Origin of the sequence: Pseudactinotalea suaedae (assembly GCF_009733815.1) — a bacterium.
GTDB lineage: Bacteria > Actinomycetota > Actinomycetes > Actinomycetales > Beutenbergiaceae > Pseudactinotalea > Pseudactinotalea suaedae.
The window spans coordinates 301,813-319,953 of sequence record NZ_WNXY01000009.1 but is presented as its reverse complement, the minus strand read 5'-3'; the positions used below and the strand labels follow the sequence as shown (position 1 = coordinate 319,953).

Annotated in this window: 14 protein-coding genes; 10 read left to right on the top strand and 4 right to left on the bottom strand. The window is 72.2% G+C overall.

Translation table 11 applies throughout. The features are described 5' to 3' along the window. The first annotated feature begins 258 nt into the window (after positions 1-258). From GPA04_RS16275 to GPA04_RS16240, 8 genes are all read left to right on the top strand, one after another. Entirely contained in the window at positions 259-2,622 is a 2,364-nt protein-coding gene (locus GPA04_RS16275) for a glycoside hydrolase family 3 N-terminal domain-containing protein (protein ID WP_156225230.1), read from the top strand. Positions 2,623-2,632: 10 nt separating this feature from the next. Continuing rightward, complete coding sequence (locus GPA04_RS16270) at positions 2,633-4,951, top strand: HAD-IB family hydrolase (protein WP_241680855.1); 2,319 nt, start codon at positions 2,633-2,635, stop codon at positions 4,949-4,951. Next, entirely contained in the window at positions 4,951-5,751 is an 801-nt protein-coding gene (locus GPA04_RS16265; protein WP_241680854.1) for an SDR family NAD(P)-dependent oxidoreductase, read from the top strand. Before GPA04_RS16270 ends, GPA04_RS16265 begins: the two co-directional genes overlap by 1 nt. Further along, positions 5,748-6,491, top strand: a complete 744-nt coding sequence (locus GPA04_RS16260; protein WP_156225229.1) for a lysophospholipid acyltransferase family protein — start codon at positions 5,748-5,750, stop codon at positions 6,489-6,491. The genes GPA04_RS16265 and GPA04_RS16260 overlap by 4 nt, the downstream gene beginning before the upstream one ends. A 78-nt stretch (positions 6,492-6,569) precedes the next feature. Beyond that, positions 6,570-8,252: an FAD-binding oxidoreductase gene (locus tag GPA04_RS16255; protein ID WP_156225228.1), complete on the top strand. Its 1,683-nt coding sequence runs from the start codon at positions 6,570-6,572 to the stop codon at positions 8,250-8,252. A 168-nt stretch (positions 8,253-8,420) separates the two neighbouring features. Beyond that, on the top strand, positions 8,421-9,326 hold the full coding sequence (locus GPA04_RS16250) for a metal ABC transporter substrate-binding protein (protein ID WP_156225227.1): 906 nt from the start codon (positions 8,421-8,423) through the stop codon (positions 9,324-9,326). Further along, complete coding sequence (locus GPA04_RS16245) at positions 9,323-10,063, top strand: metal ABC transporter ATP-binding protein (RefSeq protein ID WP_156225226.1); 741 nt, start codon at positions 9,323-9,325, stop codon at positions 10,061-10,063. The genes GPA04_RS16250 and GPA04_RS16245 overlap by 4 nt, the downstream gene beginning before the upstream one ends. Further along, positions 10,060-10,944, top strand: coding sequence for a metal ABC transporter permease (locus GPA04_RS16240; protein WP_156225225.1), 885 nt, complete (start codon positions 10,060-10,062; stop codon positions 10,942-10,944). Before GPA04_RS16245 ends, GPA04_RS16240 begins: the two co-directional genes overlap by 4 nt. Here the strand turns inward: GPA04_RS16240 and GPA04_RS16235 are convergent. From GPA04_RS16235 to GPA04_RS16220, 4 genes are all read right to left on the bottom strand, one after another. After that, on the bottom strand, positions 10,928-11,605 hold the full coding sequence (locus GPA04_RS16235) for a metal-dependent transcriptional regulator (RefSeq protein WP_156225224.1): 678 nt from the start codon (positions 11,603-11,605) through the stop codon (positions 10,928-10,930). The two genes, GPA04_RS16240 and GPA04_RS16235, sit on opposite strands and share 17 nt — an antisense overlap. A 51-nt stretch (positions 11,606-11,656) precedes the next feature. After that, positions 11,657-12,415, bottom strand: coding sequence for a class I SAM-dependent methyltransferase (locus GPA04_RS16230; protein WP_156225223.1), 759 nt, complete (start codon positions 12,413-12,415; stop codon positions 11,657-11,659). Then, positions 12,399-14,825 carry an alpha/beta hydrolase gene (locus tag GPA04_RS16225; RefSeq protein WP_156225222.1) on the bottom strand — a complete coding sequence of 809 codons (2,427 nt, stop codon included), beginning with the start codon at positions 14,823-14,825 and terminating at the stop codon, positions 12,399-12,401. The genes GPA04_RS16230 and GPA04_RS16225 overlap by 17 nt, the downstream gene beginning before the upstream one ends. 135 nt (positions 14,826-14,960) lie before the next feature. After that, the gene (locus GPA04_RS16220; protein ID WP_156225221.1) at positions 14,961-15,107 is read right to left on the bottom strand and encodes a hypothetical protein; all 147 of its coding nucleotides are present in this window, start codon (positions 15,105-15,107) and stop codon (positions 14,961-14,963) included. 139 nt (positions 15,108-15,246) lie between these two features. On the opposite strand from GPA04_RS16220, the gene GPA04_RS16215 reads away from it, so the two are divergent. Further along, positions 15,247-16,758, top strand: a complete 1,512-nt coding sequence (locus GPA04_RS16215; RefSeq protein ID WP_156225220.1) for a sulfatase-like hydrolase/transferase — start codon at positions 15,247-15,249, stop codon at positions 16,756-16,758. Next, positions 16,755-18,080, top strand: a complete 1,326-nt coding sequence (locus GPA04_RS16210; RefSeq protein ID WP_156225219.1) for an ABC transporter substrate-binding protein — start codon at positions 16,755-16,757, stop codon at positions 18,078-18,080. Before GPA04_RS16215 ends, GPA04_RS16210 begins: the two co-directional genes overlap by 4 nt. Positions 18,081-18,141 lie beyond the last annotated feature (61 nt).

Genomic DNA, 18,141 nt, shown 5'->3' with positions numbered 1-18,141 from the left:
CGGGGCGTTAGCGTGAGACATCGAGGGGTAGGTCCTTCAAGCAGAACGGTCGTAGAGGTACTTCCATCCTGCCGCCGGGACCTACCCCTCGCTCACACCCCCGTCACCAACCTCATGAGACGCAACACTTAGCGCCCACGCAGAGGCCACCGGTGGGCGCTATGTCACCGGCGCTGCCGGTGGGTGGGCGCTGGGTCACCGGAGGTTCACCTGCTCCATCCCCGCCCGCGGCGGCGGTCGCGTCAATAAGGTGCGGGAATGACCCAGCGCCCCACGTTCACCGAGGCCGACATCCCGCGGATCCTCGCCGAGCTGACCCTGGCGGAGAAGGCGTCGCTGTGCTCGGGCCAGGACTTCTGGCACACGCAGGCGATCGAGCGGCTCGGGATCCCGGCGGTCATGGTGACCGACGGCCCGCACGGTCTGCGCAAGCAGGCCGGGGAGACCGACCACCTGGGCCTCAACGCCTCGGTCCCGGCCACCTGCTTCCCCTCCGCAGCCGGGCTCGCGAGCACGTGGGACCCCGAGCTGATGGTCCGCGTCGGGGAGGCGCTGGGCCGCGAGACGCGCGCCAACGACGTGGCAGTGCTGCTCGGGCCGGGCGTGAACATGAAGCGGAGCCCGCTGTGCGGCCGCAACTTCGAGTACTTCTCCGAGGACCCGCACCTGGCGGGCGAGCTCGCGACCGCGCTGGTGAGGGGCATCCAGTCCCAGGGCGTGGGGACCTCGCTCAAGCACTACGCCGCGAACAACCAGGAGACCGACCGGATGCGCGTGGACGCGCGGGTGGACGAGCGCACCCTCCGGGAGATCTACCTGCCGGCCTTCGAGACCGTGGTCAGGCGTGCCCAGCCGTGGACCGTCATGTGCTCCTACAACAAGGTCAACGGCACCTATGCCTCGCAGCACCCGTGGCTGCTGACCCAGGTGCTGCGGAAGGAGTGGGGTTTCGAGGGTCTGGTGGTCTCCGACTGGGGCGCCGTCGACGACCGGCCCGCCGGGGTCGCTGCCGGGCTCGACCTGGAGATGCCCTCCTCGTTCGGGATCAACGACGCCCGGATCGTCGCGGCCGTCGAGGCGGGCGAGCTCGACGAGGCCGACGTGAGCACCGCGGCGGCGCGGGTGCTCCGGATGGTCGCTCGGTCGCTGCCCGCGCTCGCCAAGCCGGGCTCCGTCGACGCCGAGGCGCACCACGCCCTGGCCCGCGAGGTCGCCACGCGCACGGCGGTGCTGCTCAAGAACGACGACGGCGCACTCCCGCTCGACCTCGACTCCTCCGCAGGGTCGGTGGTGCTGATCGGGGAGCTGGCGCGGACCCCGCGCTACCAGGGCGCCGGCTCCTCGCAGGTGAACCCGACGCGGCTGGACAGCATGGTGTCCGCGCTCGCCGAGCGCGGCCTCTCGATCCCCTTCCACCCCGGCTACCGGCTCGCCGAGGCCGACGTCCCCGGCGGGGCCGGCGCCGCTGACGACCGCACCGACGACCAGCTTCGTGAGGACGCCGTGGCGGCCGCGCGCGGCCGCACCGCCGTGCTGGTGCTCGGGCTCCCCGCCGCCGACGAGTCCGAGGGCTTCGACCGCACCCACGCGGACATCCCCGCGAGCCACCGCGCGCTGCTGCACGAGGTGGCGGCCGTGGCCGAGCGCACCGTCGTGCTGCTCGCCAACGGTGCGGCCGTCGCGCTCGCGGAGTGGGAGTCGCAGGCGGACGCCATCCTCGAGCTCTGGCTCGGCGGGCAGGCCGGCGGCAGCGCCGCGATCGACCTGATCTCCGGGGACGTCGCACCCTCCGGCAGGCTCGCCGAGGCGATCGCCACCCGGCTGACCGACATCCCCGCGCAGCTGAACTTCCCCGGCGAGAACGGCGTCGTCCGCTACGGCGAGGGCCTCTTCATCGGCTACCGAGGTCTCGACGCCATGGCCGCCGAGGTCTCCTACCCGTTCGGCCACGGCCTGACCTACACCTCGTTCGGCTACTCCGATCTCGCCGTCGAGACCCTCGAGGTGACCGAGACGACCGAGGCGAGCGACGCCGTCGTGCGGGTCAGCCTGGACGTCACCAACACCGGGCCCCGGGCGGGTGTCGCGGTGCCGCAGGTGTACGTGGGCCGGCCGGCCTCGGCGCTCGCGCGGGCACCGCGCGAGCTGCGGGCCTTCGCGCGCGTCGAGCTCGCCCCCGGCGAGCGCAGCACCGTCCGGCTGGAGCTGACGCGGCGCGACCTGAGCCACTGGGACGTCCGCCGCCACGACTGGGTGGTCGAGGCGGGGCCTCTGGTGGTCGCGGCGGGGGCGTCCTCGCGCGACCTGCCGCTGCAGGCGGAGGTGGACCTGGCCGCCCCGAGCGCGCCCATCCCGCTGACCGCCCACTCCACGATCGAGGAGTGGCTCAACCATCCCGAGGCGGGACCGGCGCTGCTGGCCCAGGTCGAGGAGCTCGGCGCGATGCTCGACCCGGACGGCGCCGACGCGGCCACGGCTGCCTTCCTCGGCGCGATGCCGATCGTCAAGGTGCCGATGATGGGTCTGAGCCAGGCGTTCACCGTCGAGACGCTCGAGCACCTGCTCGGTCGCTTCGGTGAGCACGAGCGCCCGGGGGCCACGGAGGGCGGCGCTTCCGCGTAAAGTGCGTTCGGTGTCCGAACCGTTGAGCAACGCGCATGTCCTGCTGACCGGGGCGACCGGTTTTGTCGGTCAGGCGGTCCTGGAGAAGCTGCTCTCGGCGTACCCGTCGACCCGGGTGAGCGTGCTGGTGCGTCCGCGTGGAGCGCTGACCGCGCAGATGCGCGTCGACAAGCTGCTGCGCAAGCCCGTGTTCTCCGCCTGGCGCGAGCGCGTCGGGGCGTCGACGGCGGATGCCGAGGCGGCCGCGCGCGTCACCGTGGTCTCGGGGGACCTGGGCGACGTCCCGGACCTGCCCGGCGACATCGACTACGTGGTGCACTCGGCGTCCACGGTCTCCTTCGACCTCCCGATCGACGAGGCGTTCGCCGCCAACGTCGACGGCCCGGTCAGCCTGTACGAGGCGCTGCAGCGCTCGGGCTCGGACCCGCACGTGGTGCACGTGTCCACCTGCTACGTCGCGGGGCTGCGCAAGGGGGTCTCGGAGGAGCGCTCGCTCGAGCACACGATCGACCGCAGCCTGGAGACCGCCCGCGCGCTCGCGGCCCGCGGAGAGGCCGAGGCTGCGTCGCGGCGTCCCGACCTGCTCAAGCCGATGCTTGCGAAGGCGCGCGCCACCCACCGCCGGGCGGGGGCCCAGGCGGTCTCGGCCGCGGCCGAGGAGGCCCGCAAGCAGTGGGTGAACGACCGCCTGGTCGAGGCCGGCCGCACCCGCGCGCTGTCGCTGGGGTGGCCCGACGTCTACACCTTCACCAAGGCGCTCGGCGAGCGCGTGGCCGAGCAGCTGTGGGGCACCGAGCACCGGCTGTCGGTCGTGCGGCCCACGATCATCGAGTCCTCCTACCGGCACCCCTACCCCGGCTGGATCGACGGCTTCAAGGTCGCCGACCCGCTGATCGCGGCCTACGGTCGCGGCATGCTGCCGGAGTTCCCGGCCCTGCACGACACCGTGCTGGACGTCATCCCCGTCGATCACGTGGTCAACGCGATCCTCGCGGCTGCGGTCGCGGCGGCTCCTCCGGGCGAGCCGCGGTACTACCAGGTGGGCTCCGGGCTGCGGAACCCGCTGCGCTTCGGCGAGACCATCGGGCTCGTGCGCGGGTACTTCCGCGAGCACCCGCTGCTCGACGACGAGGGCACGAGCGTGCAGGTCCCCAACTGGACCTTCCCGAACGGACCGCAGGTCGAGCGCAGCCTGCGCCGCCGCGAGGTGGCGGTGGAGACCGCGGACAAGCTGGTGGGCCGGCTGCCGGCCAACCAGACGACGCGCAAGTGGATCTCCGGCATCTACAAGGCCAAGCGGGACCTGCGCACGCTCCGCAAGTTCACCGACCTGTACCAGCCCTACACGCAGACCGAGGTCGTCTTCGACGACGCCCGCACCCGCGCGCTGCACGAGTCGCTGCCCGAGGATCGCAAGGCCGAGCACGGCTTCGACGTCACCGAGATCGACTGGCCGTACTACCTGCAGACCGTGCACATCCCCAACGTGCCGGGCCTGATGCGGGCACGCGAGCAGCGCGGCCGCGCGGGTGGGAACGAGTCGACGGCGCTCCCGGAACGGACCGACGTGCTCGCGGTGTTCGACCTGCACGGCACGGTCGCGGCGGCCAACCTGCTCGAGACCTACGTGTGGGTGGAGATGGCCCAGGGCCCGCACAAGGCGCTCGGCGAGCTGTCCGGGATGGTGGGTCGCTCGATGTCCTACCTGCAGGCCGAGCAGCGTGACCGCGGCGACTTCATCCGCTCCTTCATGCGCCGCTACGCCGGCACCCACGAGGCCGAGCTGCGCCAGCTGGTCGCGACCAAGGTCGCGCCGCTGCTGCGCTCGCGGATGCTCGCCGAGGCGCTCGAGCGGATCGAGGCGCACCGGGCCGCCGGTCACCGCCTCGTGCTGATCACGGGGCAGATCGACGTGTTCGTCGAGCCGATCGCGCACCTGTTCGACGACGTCGTGTCCGGTTCCATGGAGGTCGACGCGCAGGGCCGGTGGACCGGACACCTGGCGATCTCGCCGCTCGTGGACGAGGCGCGTGCGACCTGGCTCGCCCGCTACGCCCGCGATCACGGCTACGACCTCGCGCACTCCTACGGCTACGGCGACACCTACGCCGACCGGCCGTGGCTGGAGCTGGTGGGTCACCCGACGGTGGTCAACCCCGATGCCAACCTGTACCGCTACGCGCGCGAGAAGCGGTGGCCGGTGCAGTCCTGGACCCACGCGGCCGACAGCCGGTTCGGCTCGATCGCGCGCAGCGTTGTCGGTGGCGTCACGGGGTCGTTGCCCGGCGGTGGTCCCGGCCGGTCGAAGCCCTCGGGGACGCGGCGGTGATGGCGCTCGACGGTCGCTCGCCGCTGCACGGCCGTGCGCTCGTCACCGGCGGGACCTCGGGCATCGGCCTCGCCTTCTCGCGCGCCCTGGCCGGGCGCGGCTGCGACCTGGTGCTGGTCGCGCGCGACGCCGAGCGGCTCGCCAGCGTCGCCGACCAGCTGACCCGGCGCTTCGGCGTCGACGTCGAGGTGATGTCGGCCGACCTGTCCGACCCCGCGGAGGTCGAGAAGGTCGCCGAGCGGCTCCGTGACGAGGAGCGACCCGTCGAGATCCTCGTCAACAACGCCGGCTACGGGCTGCACGACCCGATCGCCCGCGGCGACCACCTCGCGGTGCACACCCGCGCGGTCGACGTCATGATCCGCGCCGTGCTGGTGCTCGCCGGCACCGCCGGGCACACCATGGCCGAGCGCGGTCACGGCGTGATCGTCAACATCGGCTCGGTCGCCGGGATGATCGCCCAGAACAACTACTCGGCGATCAAGGCGTGGGTGAACACGTTCTCCGACGCGCTCGCGCTCGAGCTCGAGGGCACCGGGGTGCAGGTGCTCACGCTCGTCCCCGGCTGGGTGCGGACCGAGTTCCACACCCGCGCCGAGATCCGCACCTCGAAGATCCCGGACTGGTTGTGGCTGGACGCCGACCGGTTGGTCCGCGACGCCCTGGTGGCGGTCGAGGCGGGCAAGGACCGCTCGATCCCGTCGACGCGGTTCGCCGTGATCGCCTTCCTCATCCGCCATGCCCCCCGCCCGCTGGTGCGCTGGGGTACGGCGATGCTGCGGCGAGGTGCCACGACATGAGCCGCAAGCCGACCGAGCGCTACCACTGGGCGTGGCACCGCGCCGTGCGGTACGTGTGCCAGCGGTTCGTCCTGCGGGCCGTGATCGCCTCCGCGGTCCGGGTCAGCGTGGAGGGCGAGCGCAACGTCGAGGGTCTGCAGGGTCCGTTCATCATCGTCGGCAACCACTCGAGCCACCTCGACGCGGCGACCATGCTCTCGTCGCTGCCGTACTCGCTCACCAGGGACCTGGCCACCGCCACCGCAGGCGACTACTTCTACAACAACCCGATCCGCAGCAACCTGGTGGGGCTGTTCTTCAACTCCTACCCGGTCGACCGCGGGGTGCGGAAGTCGAAGAACGCCGGCCTCAGCGTCTCGCTGCTGCGCTCAGGGGTGCCGTTGTGCATCTTCCCCGAGGGCACCCGCTCGCGCGACGGCGTCATGAAGTCCTTCAAGCCGGGCGCCGCCGCCCTGGGCAGGGCGCTGCGCGTGCCCGTCGTGCCGGTCGCGATCGTGGGCGCGCACGAGGCGATGCCGGTCGGCCGCAACTGGCCCAAGCCCGGCCGGCCGCCGGTGAAGCTGCTGATCGGGAAGCCGCTGCGCGTCCGCGCCGGCGAGTCGCTCGCCGACTTCAACGCCCGCGTCGAGGGCCGGGTCCGCGCGATGTACACGACCCAGTCCACGACCGTGCTCATCCACGACGAGGACCGGTCGCGCAACCGCGGCCGACACCTCGACGCCCAGGAGGACGCCTCGTGACGCGTCCGCGCGTCACGACAAGAACGAGCGTTGCCGCGGGTGCGGCAGCGTCGAAGCACCCGACATGGAGGTTGACGAGTGGCTGACGTGACGCACCAGAAGTGGTGGGGATGGGGTGTCGAGGGCATCGCCTTCCATCACGAGGACAAGCCGCACTTCGCCCCGTTCATCCTGGACAAGGTCGGCCTCGACCTCACCGAGCCCGGCACCCCGCCGCCGGACTTCAGCGACATCGACGTCCCCACCTCCCGACTGGGCGAGGACCTCGCCAGGGCGCTGCGCTCCGCCGTCGGGGACCACCACGTGACGACCGAGGACATGGACCGCGTGGTCCACACCTACGGCAAGGGCATGCGGGACCTGGTGTGGGTGCGCGCCGGCCACCTGCCGCGCATCCCCGACGTCGTGGTCTACCCCGCCAACGAGGACGAGGTGCGCACGATCGTCGACCTCGTGGTCGAGAAGAACGCGGTGCTGATCCCGTTCGGCGGCGGCTCCAACATCTCCGGCAGCCTCACCCCGCCGCCCGACGAGGACCGGCCGATCATCTCGCTCGACATGGGCCGGATGAACCAGGTGCTCGAGATCGACGAGGGGTCGGGTCTCGCCCGTATCCAGGCCGGCGGTCTCGGACCCGACATCGAGGCGCAGCTCAACCCGCGCGGCTGGACGATGGGGCACCAGCCCGACTCCTTCAAGCACTCGACGCTCGGCGGCTGGATCGCGACCCGGTCCTCGGGCATGCAGTCCGACAAGTACGGAGACATCGCCGAGATCACCCGCGGGCTGCGCGTCGTGCAGCCCGGCAAGGTGCTCGTGCTGCGGCCGTTGCCCTCGACCTCTACCGGCCCGAGCGTGCGCGAGATGATCCTCGGCTCCGAGGGCCGCCTCGGCGTCATCACCGAGGCGTGGGTCAACGTGCACCGGATGCCCGAGAACCGCGAGGTCATCGCCTACCTGTTCCCCAACTGGGCGGCCGGGCTCGGCGCGATGCGCGACATCTCCACCTCGGACGCCTCGCCGTCGATCACCCGCGTCTCCGACGCCAACGAGACCGGCTTCTCGCTCGCGACCCGCAAGGAGTCGAGCTCGCTGTCCAGCAAGGTCGGGCCGCTGCTGTTCGACCTGCTCGACAAGCGCGGCTGGGACCTGGACAAGGCCTGCATCTCCTACATCGGCTACGAGGGCGGGGCAGCGAAGGTCCGCGCCGACAAGGCGATCGTCGGGAAGATCATCGGCAAGCACGGCGGCATCCGGCTCGGCAAGGGCCCCGGCGCGCTGTACGACCAGAAGAAGTTCGACACGCCCTACATCCGCGACTTCCTGCTCGACCGTGGTGCGGTCGGTGACGTGTCCGAGACCGCGGCGCCGTGGGAGCGGCTCGGCGAGGTCTACCACCGCGCGATCAGGGCCGTGAACGGCGCGTTCGCCGAGATCGGTGTGAAGGGGTACATCATGTGCCACCTCTCGCACAGCTATCACTCGGGCGCGTGCCTGTACTTCACGTTCGGTTTCCCGCCGAACCCCGACGGCGACTTCCTCAGCCAGTATGACGTCGTCAAGACCGCGATCCAGCAGGCGTTCATCGACGGCGGCGGCACGCTGTCCCACCACCACGGCGTCGGCACCGACCACGCCCCGTGGATGGAGCAGGACATCTCGGTCGCCGGTGTCGACCAGATGGTCGGGCTGCTCAAGGCCATCGACCCGAGCAGGAACCTCAACCCCGGTTCGCTGATCCCGCGTCAGCGCGAATGGTGAGCTGACCGCTTCGCACCACGACATCGGACCTCCGGTTCGAGATCGCACCCCCGGCGGTGCGACCTCGAGCCGGAGGTCCGATCTCGTTGCTGCGAGCGAGTGCTTGCGGCGACCCGCGCCACAAACTACGGTAGGCCGAACTTTATAGTTCGCCCTATCGGAGGTCGGATGCGTCGCGTGACGGCGGTGATGACGGCGCTGGTGCTGCTGGTGCTCGCGGGGTGCAGCGGCGCGCCGGAGGACGAGGACCCCCGCCCCGTGGTGCTGACCACCTTCACCGTGCTCGCCGACATCGCGCGCAACGTCGCGGGGGACCGGCTCCGGGTGGAGTCGATCACCAAGGTGGGCGCGGAGATCCACGGCTACGAGCCGACACCTCGCGACGTGGGCAACGCCTCCGACGCCGACCTGATCCTCGACAACGGGCTCGGGCTGGAGGCATGGTTCGAGCGGTTCGTGGCGGAGGCGGACGTCCCGCACGTGGTGCTGACCGACGGCATCGACCCGATCGACATCGCCAGCGACGCCTACGCGGGCCGGCCGAACCCGCACGCGTGGATGAGTCCGCTCAACGTGGTCGCCTACGTCGAGATCATGGTCGAGGCCTTCAGCGAGCTCGACCCCGACGGGGCGGACACCTACGAGGCGAACGGGTCGGCGTACGCCGGCGAGCTGCGCGCCGTCCACGACGACCTGGTCACCGCGCTGGAGACCGTGCCGGCCGACCAGCGTGTCCTGGTCACCTGCGAGGGCGCGTTCTCCTACCTGGCGCGTGACGCCGGGCTCACCGAGGCCTACATCTGGCCGGTCAACGCCGAGCAGCAGGCGACCCCCTCCCAGATCACGGCGGCGATCGAGATCGTCAGCACGCGTGAGGTCCCCGCGGTGTTCTGCGAGTCGACGGTGAGCGACGGCCCGATGCAGCAGGTCGTCGAGGCGACCGGTGCGAGCTTCGGGGGCACCCTGTACGTCGACTCGCTCTCGGACGCCGACGGCCCCGTGCCCACCTATCTCGACCTGATCGGCTACGACGTCGACCTCATCGTCGCGGGCCTGACCGGGGGAGCGGCGTGACCGCCTCGGTGGAGGTCCGCGGCGTCACCGTCAACCACGGCGACGTGCTCGCGCTCGACGACGTGGACCTCGACCTCCACGCCGGGCGGGTGTGCGGGCTCATCGGCATGAACGGGTCGGGCAAGTCGACCCTGGTCAGGACGATCACCGGGCTGATCCGGCCCGACTCCGGGACCGTGAGCGTCGACGGCGGCCCACCGGCCCGGGCGCGCAGCCGCGGCTCGATCGCGTACGTGCCCCAGAGCGAGGACGTGGACCGGGACTTCCCCCTCTCGGTGCGCGACGTCGTGCTGACCGGCCGGTACGGCCGCATGGGAGCGACGCGACGCGCCCGCCCGGCTGACCGGGCCGCCGTCGACGTCGCCCTGGAGCGCACCGAGCTGACCGACCTGGCGAACCGCCCGATCGGGCAGCTCTCGGGCGGGCAGCGCAAGCGCGCGTTCGTGGCGCGCGCGATCGCGCAGCAGGCCACGATCATGCTGCTCGACGAGCCCTTCGCCGGCGTGGACAAGCGGTCGGAGGCGATGATCACGCGACTGCTGCGCCAGCTCGCCGCCGACGGCGCCACCGTGCTCGTGTGCACCCACGACCTGCACGCGCTGCCCACGCTCGCCGACGAGGCGGTGCTGCTGATGCGGCGCGTGCTCGCCCAGGGCGACCCCGCGGAGGTGCTGCGCCCGGAGAACCTGGCGCTGGCGTTCGGTCTCGACCCGATGTGGCGGGAGGAGGAGCGATGAGCCTGCTCGACATGCTCGCCGAGCCCCTCGGCTACGAGTTCATGCTGCGCGCGCTCGCCACCACGCTGCTCGCGTCGGTCGTGTGCGGTGTGCTCTCCTGCTGGCTGGTGCTCATCGGGTGGTCGCTGATGGGCGACGCCGTGTCGCACTCGGTGCTGCCCGGGATCGTGATCGCCTACGTGCTGGGCGTGCCGCTGGCGGTCGGGGCCGCGGTCTTCGGGTTCCTCGCCGTCGCGCTGATCGGTGCCGTGCGCAGCACCAGCCGCGTCAAGGAGGACGCCGCGATCGGCACGGTGTTCACGACGCTGTTCGCCCTCGGCCTCGTGCTGGTCTCGGTGACGCCGAGCGAGATCGACCTCAACCACGTGCTCTTCGGGAACCTGCTCGGGGTCTCCCGCACCGACCTCGTGGGTGTCGCGATCATCGGGGTGGCGGTGCTCGCGGTGCTGCTCGTCAAGCGTCGCGACCTCACGCTCTACGCCTTCGACCCCGGTCACGCGCACACGATCGGGCTCAACCCGGCCGTTCTCGGCGGCCTGCTGCTCGGGCTCCTGGCGCTGACGGCGGTCGTGGCGCTGCAGGCCGTCGGCGTGGTGCTCGTGGTCGCGATGCTCGTGATCCCCGGCGCCACCGCCTACCTGCTGACCGACCGGTTCCAGACGATGCTGGTGATCGCCCCCGCGCTCGCGGTCCTGTGCGGTGTGGTCGGCGTCTACGCCAGCTACTACCTCGACACCTCGACCGGTCCGATGGTGGTGCTCTCCCAGGGCTCGGTGTTCGCGCTGGTCTACCTGTTCAGCCCGCGCCGCGGCCTGATCGGGACGAAGCTGGCGGCGCGCCGCCGTCGGCGTCGCCTGGCCGGGCTCACTCGCCCGGCGTGACCCAGATGGCGTCGGTGGCCGACTGCCCGAGCGCGACGGACTCCTCGCCGCCGTCGACCACCACCTCGACCGATCCGGAGAACGGGGCACCGGACCGGAGCTCGAGGGTGGCGCCGACGCCGAGGCCGCGCTCGGCGAAGAATCGCAGCAGGTCCGGGTCCGCGTCCGAGATCCGCTCCGCCGTCACCACGACGCCGGGCTCGATGCCGGTGAGCTGCACGGCGTCCGGCTGGGTCACGGTGCCGTCGGCGTGGGGGATCGGGTCGCCGTGGGGGTCGCGGGTGGGATGGCCCAGATGCTCGTCGATCCGGTCGACCATGAAGTCCGAGACCGCGTGCTCGAGCGTCTCGGCCTCGTCGTGGACCTGGTCCCAGCGGTAGCCGAGCACCTGCACGAGGAACGTCTCGATCAGCCGGTGCCTGCGCACCATCGCGACCGCGTGCCGGTGGCCCGCGCGCGTCAGCGCCACCGAGCCGTACCGGGTGTGCTCGACGAGTCCCTGGGCGGCGAGCTTGCGGATCGCGTCCGACGCCGTCGAGAGCCGCACCCCCACCTTCGCGGCGATCGCGGTCGGGGTGATCGGCTCGTCGGACCACTCCGCGAGCGCCCAGATCGCCTTGAGGTAGTTCTGGGTGCTCGCGGAGAGCTCGGAGACCGACATGCTGGGCAAACTACCAACGTCGGTGCCGACCGTGCCGGTCGGTCGACCCGCTCAGCGTGCTCTCGACGCCCGGATCAGGTGTCTGGTCGAGTGGGCGACGAACGATCCGTCCCGACGGATCAGGTCGGCCATCGCCACCAGCCGGTCGCGATAGCGGTCGACGTCGAAGTCGGGGACCCACCACACGCACTTGCGCAGGATCCACACCACGGCGCCGACGTCGAAGAACTCCATCCGCAGCCTGGCCCTCTGGAGGTCGAGGATCTCGAGCCCGGCCCGCTCGGCAGCGGCGGCCTCGTCATCCGGGTGGCGGCCACGGCGCTGCTGCGGCGTGGTCGGGCCGGTGAAGAACTCGATGAGCTCGAACGCGGACGCGGGCCCGACGTGCTGCGCGAGGTAGCTGCCGCCCGGCGCGAGGACGCGGGCGATCTCCGGCCAGTCCGGCGCCACCGGGTGCCGCGAGGTCACGAGGTCGACCGTGCCGTCGGCTGCCGGGATCGCGGCGCCGGGTGCGATCTCGTGCACGTGGACGCCGCGAGGGCCGAGCAGCTCCCGGGCGCGAGCGGCGTTGGGCGGCCAGGACTCGGTGACGTGCTGCTCCTGCGCGAGCCTGCCGCACTCGGCGAGCACCTCGCCGCCGCCGGTGTCGAGGTCGATGGCCACCCCGGCTGCGGCGACCGCCTCGGCGAGCAGCCGGGAGTAGCGCCACGGTGGGCGCTCCTCGGTGGCTCGGCCGGTCAGGTGGTCGAAGCCCCAGCCGTCGACGTCGGCCGCCGCGGCTTCGGCGATGAGGTCATCGGTGCTCGGCATGGGCAGGATCTTGCCCATGCAGCCTCCCGGCCCGCATCAGCATTCCCACCACGACGAGCCCGAAGGCCACCAGCAGCGCGGTGATCGGGAGCGCGGCACCGAGGGCGGGCAGCGCCCCACCCCCGCCGGCCCCACCGGTGACCGGACCGCCGTCGGAGCCGGAGCCGGCGGGCGGGACCCCGGCACCCGGGGCGTCGGTGCCCGGGTCGCCCGGCGCGCCCGTCCCGGGATCGGTGGGCTCGCCGTCGCCCGGTGCTGCGACCTCGAACGGCAGCACGCTGACGAACACGTCGCCGCTGCCCGCGTTCGTGGTGCCGGTCGGTGCGCCGTAGGTCAGCCCGGTGATCCACACCGAACCCGGCGCGGCGAACAGGTTCGGGTCGTCCCACTCGTCGGCGCCGTCACGCTCGAGCGAGCCGAGCTGGGTGGCGGCACCGACGGCGCCGTCCGGGCCGACCGCCAGCGCGAACACGTCCACACCGCCCACCGGGTCACCGAGGGCGCCGTAGGTCGTCCCGACCACCATGACCGACCCGTCGGCACCGAGCACCCCGGCGATACCGCGGTCGTCGGTGGACGTCCCGGTCTGGGTGGTCCACAGCGTCGAGCCCTCGGCGGAGAACGCCTGCACCAGCACGTCGTGGTCGCCGAGCGCTGCGGCGCCGAGCGCGCCCCGCGTGTGCCCGATCGCCACCACCGAGTCGTCCGCGCGGGTCACCAGGCCCCAGAACTGATCGGTCTCGGGGGTACCGACCTGCTGCAGCCAGACCTGCGACCCGTCGGCGGCGTACCGCGCGACGTAGCCGTCCAGGCCGCCGGCGCCGGCCGCGCCTGGCAGGGCGGCTCCGGCGACACCGCCCAGATAGGCACCACCGTCGGGTGCCAGCGAGACCGCCTGACCCTTGTCCTCCCCGGGCCCGCCGAGCTGCACCGACGTCGTGACGGTCCCGTCGGCGGCCACCTGCACCAGCAGGGCGTCCTTGTCGCCCGCGCTCGGCGTGGCCACCGATCCGCTGGTGTACCCCGCCGCCCATGCCCCGCCCGCGCCGTCGGCGGTGACGGCGTAGAAGCGGTCGGCTGCCGACGCGTCACCGAGCTGTGTCGTCCAGCTCACGGAGCCATCGGCGGCGATCGCCGCGACGAACGCGTCGTCGGAGGCGCCGCTGGGGTGCGCGCCGTCGAGGTCGCCGCGGGTGTACCCCGCGACCAGCACGCCGCCGTCGGCGCCGGCGACCACGCCGTAGGCGCGATCGTTCGCCGGCGTCGCGAGCGAAGTGGACCACAGCACGGTGCCGGAGGCGTCCCGGCGCTGGACCACCACGTCGAGCCCGCCCGCGTGCGGGACGTCGCCGAACGGCTCGGCGACGTTGAGGGCCAGGACGCTGCCGCCGTCGGGCATCGGGAGCACACCACCGGCGCGGTCGTCGCCGGCGGTGCCGAGCAGCTCACCCTCCCAGTCGGGCAGCGGCGAGGTGCGCAGCCGAGCGCCGATGTCGACGACGCCCTCCGCGAAGCCGGCGTCCCAGACGTCCCAGTCGTGGCCGCCGTCGAGGACGCGCAGCTCGGCCGTGACGCCCGCGACCCGGCGGGCCTGCATGTAGAGCAGGTGCGCCTCGACGTCGAGATCGTGCATCGCGTCGGCGGGGTCGGGGTTGGGCCACTCGTCGTCGCCGACGGCGATGAACAGGTGGACCGGGAGCGCGGGATCGAGCTCGGCCAGCGCGGTCGGGTACGAGAGCTCGGTGTACCGGGCCTCGTCGAAGAGCGCGTCACCGGCGCCGTAGCCGCCGTAGTCACGTGCCGAGGAGTCCGACGGCGGCTGCGGCACGTAGACCGCGGGGCTCAGGATCAGGCCGGCGGAGAACAGGTCCTGGTGGGCGAGTGCCATCCGGACGGCGCCCGCGCCACCCATCGAGTAGCCGCCCACAGCGCGCGCCTCGCGCTCGGGGACCGTGCGGTACGCGGTGTCGACGTGCGCGACCAGGTCCTGCGTGATGGCGGTCTCGACCTGTTCGCCGGGTCCGCTCGCCGCGGCACCGGTGTAGGCCGAGTCGGTGTACCAGCTGCCGCGCTCGTTCCAGGGAGCGTCCGGCATCACGACGATCATCGGTGGGACGTCGCCGTCGGTGATGAGGGTGTCGAGCGTGGTGCTGACGTGCTGCCACGCCGCCATCGTGTCGCCGCGCCCGTGCAGGAGGTAGAGCGTGGGGTAGGCCTCGTCGGAGTCCTCGTACCCGGGCGGCAGGTAGATCGCGTAGTCGATCGTCCCGACGGCGTCCGACGTCATCTCCTCGATGGAGACCGTTCCGGTCGCTGCGTGCGCGGGGGTGGCCGGCGCGAGCGCCATGCCCACCGTGCCGATGATGACGGCGGCGGCTGCGCTGAGCCAGACGCGTGTGTACCGGGACATGTCGCTCCTCGTCGAACGAAGGTGGAAACGTTTCCAACCTCACGATGCGAGCGAGTCTACTCCCGGGCCGCTGAGCGCGGTGTCGGGATCGAGCAGCGAGCTGGGACGGGGTGCGCGTGCTGCAGTCGGCGCCGCTCAGGGCGTGCGGACCTGAACCACCTCGGCCGGCGCCTGCTCCGGCGCGCCCTGAGCGGGGGCGACCACGAAGGCGACCGCGAGCCCGGCGACCGCCAGCGTGGTCGCCGCCACCAGCCTGAGCAGGCCGCGGATGTGCCGACGCATGGCGCTCCTCGCTGGGCCGGTGATGGGCCTGCGAGTCTACGGATCGCGGCCCCGCTTGGTCACCTGCTGTTCACCTGCGCGTCACCTGGAGTGATCCACGGCACTATTCTAACGCTAGAATTTCTGGCACACTGAGGCGGTGCCTTCGCCGTCGAAGTCCAAGCCCAACGTGCTCATCGTCATGACCGACCAGCAGCGCGCCGACCTGACCCGTGCCACCGGGTTCGGCCTCGACACCATGCCCGGCATGGACGCGCTCGGCCGGGCCGGCACGATCTTCAGCGCCGGCTACACGCCGTCGCCGCTGTGCGTCCCCGCCCGTGTGAGCATGCTGACCGGCCGGTTCCCCTCGGCGCACCGCGTCCGCCAGAACAGCACGGGGCCCCACGCCTACTTCGACCGCGACCTGCTCGACGTGCTCCGCGAGCAGGGCTACGGCCTCGGGTTCGCGGGCAAGCCGCACATCCACCGCCCGCTCGAGGACTTCGACGCCGCCCGCGGCCCGTACTGGCACGAGGGCGGACCGACCGGCTCGGAGCAGGACGAGGCGTTCGACGCCTGGCTCGCCGAGCTCGATCACGGTGTCGGCGCCGAGCCCACCCCGTTCCCGCTCGAGCAGCAGCTCCCGTACCGGATCACCTCCGGCGCGATCGAGGTGATCGACGAGCTGACCGAGGCGGACGGCGACAGGCCGTTCTTCTGCTGGGTCTCCTTCCCGGAGCCGCACAACCCTTACCAGGTCCCGTCGCCGTACTACGAGATGTTCGACGAGAACGAGGTGCCCGACCGGGTGGCCGGTCCCGAGGCGCGCGACGCCAAGGGCCCGATGTTCCGGTGGCTGGGCGATCTCTTCGAGACCAAACGCCCCGGCTTCGACGAGCAGTGGCGTCGCTACCGCGCCAGCTACTACGGGATGCTCCGGCTCATCGACGACCAGGTCGCCCGGCTGCTGGCCCACCTCGGTGACCGCGCCGAGAACACCGTGATCCTGTTCGTCGCCGACCACGGCGACTTCGTGGGTGAGTACGGCATGCAGCGCAAGGGCGCCGGCATGCCCGAGGTGCTGATGCGGGTCCCGTTCCAGATCACCGGGCCCGGTGTGCAGCCGGGGCAGGTGCTCGACGAACCGGTCTCGCTCGTCGACGTCCTCCCCACCGTGTGCGAGCTGGTCGGCGCGCCCATCCCCGACGGCGTTCAGGGCCGCAGCCTCGTGCCGCTGCTGCAGGGCGAGGCCGCGCCCGCAGGCGAGTTCGACTCGATCTACGCCGAGCTCGGCTACGGCGGCGTGCCCTACCGCGACGACGAGCACCCCGAGCTGCACTTCTCCTACGACGGCGCCAGCATCGACGAGCTCAACACCGTGACCATGAGCGGTGGCACCCGGATGGTGCGTGCCGGCCGCTACAAGATGACCCTCGACGTCGACGGCCACGTCGAGCTGTACGACCTCAGCACCGACCCCGTCGAGCTCGACAACCTCGCCGAGCAGCCTGAGCTGGCCGGCGTGCGCGCCGAGCTGACCCTGCTGCTCAGCCGCTGGATGATCCGCGTCGCCGACGACCTGCCCCGCGGCGTCTACGTGCCCAAGACCGCACCCCACAACTGGCGCTGGGCGCCAGCTGCCCGCCCCTCCACGAAGGAAACCTCATGAACGACCTGCAACGACGCACGTTCCTCACCGCGGGCATCGGCCTGCTCACCGCGGGCGCGATGAGCGCCTGCAGCCGTGGCGGCACCGGCGGCGACGGCGGCACCAGCGGCGGCGACGAGGGCTCGGGCACCGGCTCCACCGGCATGCGCGTGGCCTGGTACGGCGGGCAGCCCGTCCACGACGGCATGGCGCTCGCGCTCGAGGCGTTCGGCGTGGACCACGCCGACGTCTCGGTGGCGACCGAGTTCGCGCCGTTCGACGACTACTGGGACCGGTTCGCCACCCAGACGGCGGGCGGCGACTCTCCCGACGTGTTCCGGATGTCGATGACGTACTTCGACGACTACGCCAGCCGGGGTGCGCTGCTCGACCTGAGCGACCTGCTCGCCGACGGCTCGATCGACGCCTCCGCCCTCGACACCGACGTCGCCGCCAGCGGCGACGTGGCCGGCGGCACCTACGGCGTCGGCCAGAGCTCGATCGTGTACGCGGTCTTCGCCGATCCCGACCTGCTCGAGGGCGCCGGGCTCGCCGTGCCGGAGAACGGCTGGACCTGGGAGGAGTTCGAGGAGCTCGCGACCGCCTTCGCCGCCGCCTCGCCCGACGGCAGCTACGGCTGCAACGACAACGGCGGCACGTTCCAGGCCTTCGAGGTGTACGCGCGGCAGGAGACCGGCGACCTGTTCACGCCCGAGGGCGAGATCGCGTTCGAGGTCGACGTCGTCGAGGCGTGGCTCGCCTACTGGGACCGGCTCCGCGGCGCCGGCGTGGTGCCGCCCGGGGACGTCTCGGCGGAGACGCAGGGGTTCGAGAACGCCCTCATCAGCAAGGGCCAGAGCCCGTTGCAGTGGGGCTGGGTGCAGCAGGTGACGTTCTACCAGCCGCTCGTGACCTCGCAGCTGCAGGTCGTGAGCGTGCCGTCCAAGACGGCCGGCGACCTGTCCGGCCTGTTCATCAAGGCGCTCGACTTCTGGTGCGTGTCGGCCACCACGGCCGCGCCGGAGGAGGCGGCCTCGGTCATCGACTTCCTGCTCAACGATCCCCGCGCCATCGAGGCGATCGGGCTGACCCTGGGCGTGCCGCCGTCGCCGACGGCGCGCGAGGCCCTCGGTGCGGACCCGGAGTCGGCGCCCGGTCGTGCCATCGCCTACGTCGAGAACCTGACCGAGCTGGTCGGCCCGCCGCCGCCCGCATGGCCGGTCGGTTACGGGGAGATCGGCAGCTCGTTCGCACGCGCGAACGAGTCGGTCGCGTTCGGCCAGGCCGACCCGGCCACGGCGGCCGCGACGTTCATGAGCGAGGCGCAGGCGGCGCTGGGCTGAGCGCGCCAGCCGGCGTCGGTCGGTACGGTTCACCTGTGCCGGCCGACGTCGCTTCGCCGCC